General features: G+C 42.2%; 3 protein-coding genes, 1 tRNA gene and 1 riboswitch. Of the genes, 3 read left to right on the top strand and 1 reads right to left on the bottom strand.

Going from position 1 to position 4,080, the window contains the following annotated elements; all coding sequences use genetic code 11:
* Positions 1 to 191 precede the first annotated feature (191 nt).
* The gene (locus AAC978_RS16140; protein WP_341549103.1) at positions 192 to 1,622 is read right to left on the bottom strand and encodes an NlpC/P60 family protein; all 1,431 of its coding nucleotides are present in this window, start codon (positions 1,620 to 1,622) and stop codon (positions 192 to 194) included.
* Positions 1,623 to 1,624: 2 nt separating this feature from the next.
* Positions 1,625 to 1,758: riboswitch (cyclic di-AMP (ydaO/yuaA leader) on the bottom strand.
* A gap of 208 nt (positions 1,759 to 1,966) precedes the next feature.
* On the opposite strand from AAC978_RS16140, the gene AAC978_RS16135 reads away from it, so the two are divergent.
* The 3 genes from AAC978_RS16135 to AAC978_RS16125 all read left to right on the top strand — a co-directional run bounded on the left by AAC978_RS16135 (position 1,967) and on the right by AAC978_RS16125 (position 4,017).
* Positions 1,967 to 2,845: a nuclease-related domain-containing protein gene (locus AAC978_RS16135; protein ID WP_341549102.1), complete on the top strand. Its 879-nt coding sequence runs from the start codon at positions 1,967 to 1,969 to the stop codon at positions 2,843 to 2,845.
* A 103-nt stretch (positions 2,846 to 2,948) separates the two neighbouring features.
* Positions 2,949 to 3,884, top strand: coding sequence for a DMT family transporter (locus AAC978_RS16130; protein WP_341549101.1), 936 nt, complete (start codon positions 2,949 to 2,951; stop codon positions 3,882 to 3,884).
* Positions 3,885 to 3,941: 57 nt separating this feature from the next.
* Positions 3,942 to 4,017, top strand: a tRNA-Glu gene (locus AAC978_RS16125).
* Positions 4,018 to 4,080 lie beyond the last annotated feature (63 nt).

Below are 4,080 nucleotides of genomic sequence, written 5' to 3'. Positions count from 1 at the left end.
TGGTCTTGTTACAGTTGCTTATTATCTGGGTATTTTTGCAGTATTAATGTTTATCGGCGCGTTCTTCGGTTCACCTAAGAAAGCTTAAAGAAGCGAAGCATCTAAAAAGGGGAGTTGCTAAACGAACAATACCTGTTCGGCTAGCAACTCCCCTTTTAATAGCTTGTATTGATGATATTTAAGGTTTCATCTTAGTATCGACGTGCCCCAAGATAACGGGGACCGTAGTAGCTATCGCTGACTCCGGAAATTTTTACCCCACTACCGGGGTTGGAAGCGTGAACAAATTTACCGTTGCCAATATAAATTCCTACATGAGATGCTCCGGGAGCATAGGTGCTGAAAAATACTAAATCTCCTGATTGTAAGTTATCACTACTGACGGCAGATCCGGAACTAAATTGATCGTAGGAGGTTCGAGGGAGGGATACTCCGGCACCGGAGTATACATACTTAGTAAAACCTGAGCAATCAAAGCCGCTGGTGGAAGTTCCTCCGAATACATAGCTGGTTCCTTGAAGACTGAGAGCGCGTTCCACTACGGAAGAACCATCGGCGCTACCTCGAGAAGTTGCCATGGCGATTGTGGTCGTTTGTTTACGGGGCCCTTTAGCAACAACCTCATCAACAGGTTTTTTGGTAACTTTCTCATCCAAGACTTTCTTAGCTACTTCTACCCCATTTCTTTGCTCATAAGAATAGGTGACAAACTTTGAACCATTGTCTCCTTTGGTGATAACCTTCGTTTGCCCAGGACTGAGTTTGTAATCTGTCTTTGTAACAACATCATAGGGGATTATTTCCTCCCCAGAATATGTACCTTGACTTAATACGGTCAGATAGGGCTCTACCGTAACAAGATTAATAATTTCACCTGGTTTAATCACTGAGTCTTCGGTGGTTCCGGGATTTCCTGCTAGAACTTCCTCAGTTAACATGTTGTTTTTTCGAGCGATTAACCACCAGGAATCATTTTTCTCAATTTTATATTCCTTGGATGTGACCTTGCCTTCGATGAGCATTTCATAGGCTTGGCCCACTTGGTTCATTTGATCAGGTTTGATAGATACTTTTTCGATATTCACTTCTTCCGCGAAGCTGACGGAGGTCACTTGATTCTCATCGCTTGCTTTAGAATAATACTGTTCGTATTCCTTAAGGAGCTTTTCAGCATCCTCTTGGCTGGGCAGATAAGCTATCGGAGTACCGTCTGCAACGACTTTGTAGCCTTCCAGATAATAATTTAAGGATTCAGCTAATACCTCCTCGCTGATCATCGAGGCCTCATAGGCAGAATTCTTGATTCGTACATTTTCATAAGCGATTTGGTCACGGGTTTTGGCAACCACACCGTATGGCTCGCCTTTTTCTTGAAGGAAGGTATCCACAAGGACCTGACCGCTATTAACATTATCTACATAACCCATTTGCTGACCGTTAATCATCACTGCAGCTACTGAGGTAGTTGATAGAAGATAAAAACTTAAGCCACCTGCTAAAACCAGGGTTGCAGATAATGAACCAATCACTCGTGGAGATTTCCAAGGAACGTTCTTAGCAAATTTTTGAACTTGGTCAGTTGAAGCAATTCGAAACTGAGACAGTTTTTCCCTAAAACGCATGCTTTAACACCTTTCTTAGCTTACGAGGTTAGTTGACGGATTCGGGCAAAGTGTGAGCCCTACGCGTGAGATACGCGATTCACCCCATAAAAAAGTCCCCCGCCCTAGATATATCCAGGTTCAGCTTTACTCTATGGTTCACATATTTTGATATTATGATTCGACTCAATTAGTTTCGACATCAAGACCTAAAGTTCCTTCATTCAAGTATATGTAATACGTGGAAATTACATGACATTTACTGGATAATCACATATAGAATAGTTATTCCCTTTTCATTTGTGTTAAAATAGTGGCATCGTAGCTACTCTTGGACGACCGATGGGCAAAAGGAGGATGATCCCTTGTTTTTTAGAAGGAGAAAAGAAGAGAAGAAAATTAATGCACCACAGCCGGAGATTCATGAAGAAACTCTCGCGTGCAGGAAATATAGAACTAATTATTATTTTAAAGGTTCCATAAGAAAAAGAGAGTCTCTGCGGAGTAAAAAGCAGAGGAAGGATGAGATTGGCGAATATAAGTTGGAAGTGGAGCTTTCTCATTTGCCACGATGCTTTAAACTCATAAGCAATGTGCTGTTAAATACTAAGAAGGGATATGAACAGATCGATCATCTCCTAGTCTCTCCCTATGGACTTTTTATTATTGAGGCATACAATTTGGCAGGCTTGATTGTCGGGGAAGAGAATGATCAGAAGTGGTATCAGATGATCACTTGGCGGGTAAAAACCTTTCCTAATCCTCTCCTAGGAAACCAAACGCGAATTGAGGCTTTAAGACAGCAAGCGGAACTTGAGGAAAACATCCCTGTATTTTCTTATGTGACGTTTAACTGCCGTAGTAAGCTGAAAGTCTTTCTAGGTTCGGTTTTTTATGATATTGATCTTTTGGCTTCGATTATGAAGCTGACTCAGACTCAACCAGTAGTGTTAAGTGATGAAGAGGTCCTTAATATCCATGAAGCTGTATATAGAAACAATGTTAAAGACCAAGGGATTCGTAATGAATATGCCGCTCGCCTCCGCAAGATGAGAATGCAAGAGAGGCCGAAGCATGGTGATATTCGTTGTTGTCTTTGCCAAAAACCTGTGAATGCGCGAATAGCGAGATATTGTATTAATCATCCTGAGAAATTTGCTTGGAAAATCTATTGTGAGAAGCATCAGAAAGAAATGACCAAAATCATAAGACGGGAACGTATGAAAAATGAGGAGTTTACATAATTGAGATAACTTTATTATTCTTTATATAGAAGGATTTTTGAAAAAATTCCAGATTGAGGCAAAGAAAAGTGCCATTATAGAAGTGAGTGGTAGAAGGGGAATTATGAGTGACATTGGTGTTATTAAGCAGGAAGAAGCGACCCTAGGTATCAAGTCAAAACCTGTTCGAGGGGCACTATTTACATTGTTTGGCGGGATTGGCTGGGGATTTTCCGGCGCCTGCGGACAGTATCTTTTTTCTGTAAAGGGAATCGATCCTCATTGGGTTACCGTTGTACGGATGTTTACGGCGGGGCTGATCTTATGCCTTTTTGTTTTATTTAAATATAAAAAGGCAATGATGGGGCTGTTCAGTAACAAAAAGGACCGCTGGACACTCATTGGCTTTAGTATATTTGGCCTTATTTTTTGCCAGTATACCTATTTGCTGGCCATATCGTACACCAATGCGGGAACAGCGACTGTGCTACAGTATCTAGGACCATTGTTGATTATGATCTTTGTGTGCGGAATCGACCGGCGGTTGCCGACGAAGACAGAAGGTATTGCTATTGTTTTAGCCATTGTCGGCACCTTTCTATTGGCTACTCATGGCAACCTCAGTAACCTGGTAATTTCTTCTCAGGGTCTTTTTTGGGGGCTAATGTCTGCTTTAGGGTTGATGCTTTATACGATAATTCCGGGAGGAATTATCAGCAGGTGGGGAAGTATTGTCGTGACAGGCTGCGGTATGCTTATGGGCGGATTAGTTTTGCTTATCTTAGTTCGACCTTGGCGAATTCATGTTTCTTTAGATTGGCATGTGTTTTTGGCAATGCTGGCGATGATCGTGATCGGAACGGTATTATCCTTTACCTTGTATCTACAGGGTGTTAGTGATATCGGGCCGGTTAAGGCCAGCATGATCGCCTGTGTGGAGCCTGTTGCAGCGGCCTTGTTCTCCGCAATTTGGTTGAATACAGTCTTTGTTGGGCTCGATATTCTGGGGTTTGCTTTAATTATTACTACTGTGATTCTCTTAACAAGAAAAGGGAGTTAATTTTAAAAAACCATTTGACAAGTAAAGCTAGTCCATGTATTATAGTTATTGCGCTACGGCCCATTGGTCAAGCGGCCTAAGACACCGCCCTTTCACGGCGGTAACACGGGTTCGAATCCCGTATGGGTCACCAAAATTGGGGCGATTAGCTCAGCTGGGAGAGCGCCTGCCTTACAAGCAGGATGTCGGCAGTTCG

Source organism: Desulfitobacterium sp. THU1, from assembly GCF_038181555.1.
In the GTDB taxonomy this organism is placed as follows: domain Bacteria; phylum Bacillota; class Desulfitobacteriia; order Desulfitobacteriales; family Desulfitobacteriaceae; genus Desulfitobacterium.
The sequence above is the reverse complement of the archived record's forward strand: the minus strand, read 5'-3'. Positions and strand labels throughout refer to the sequence as shown.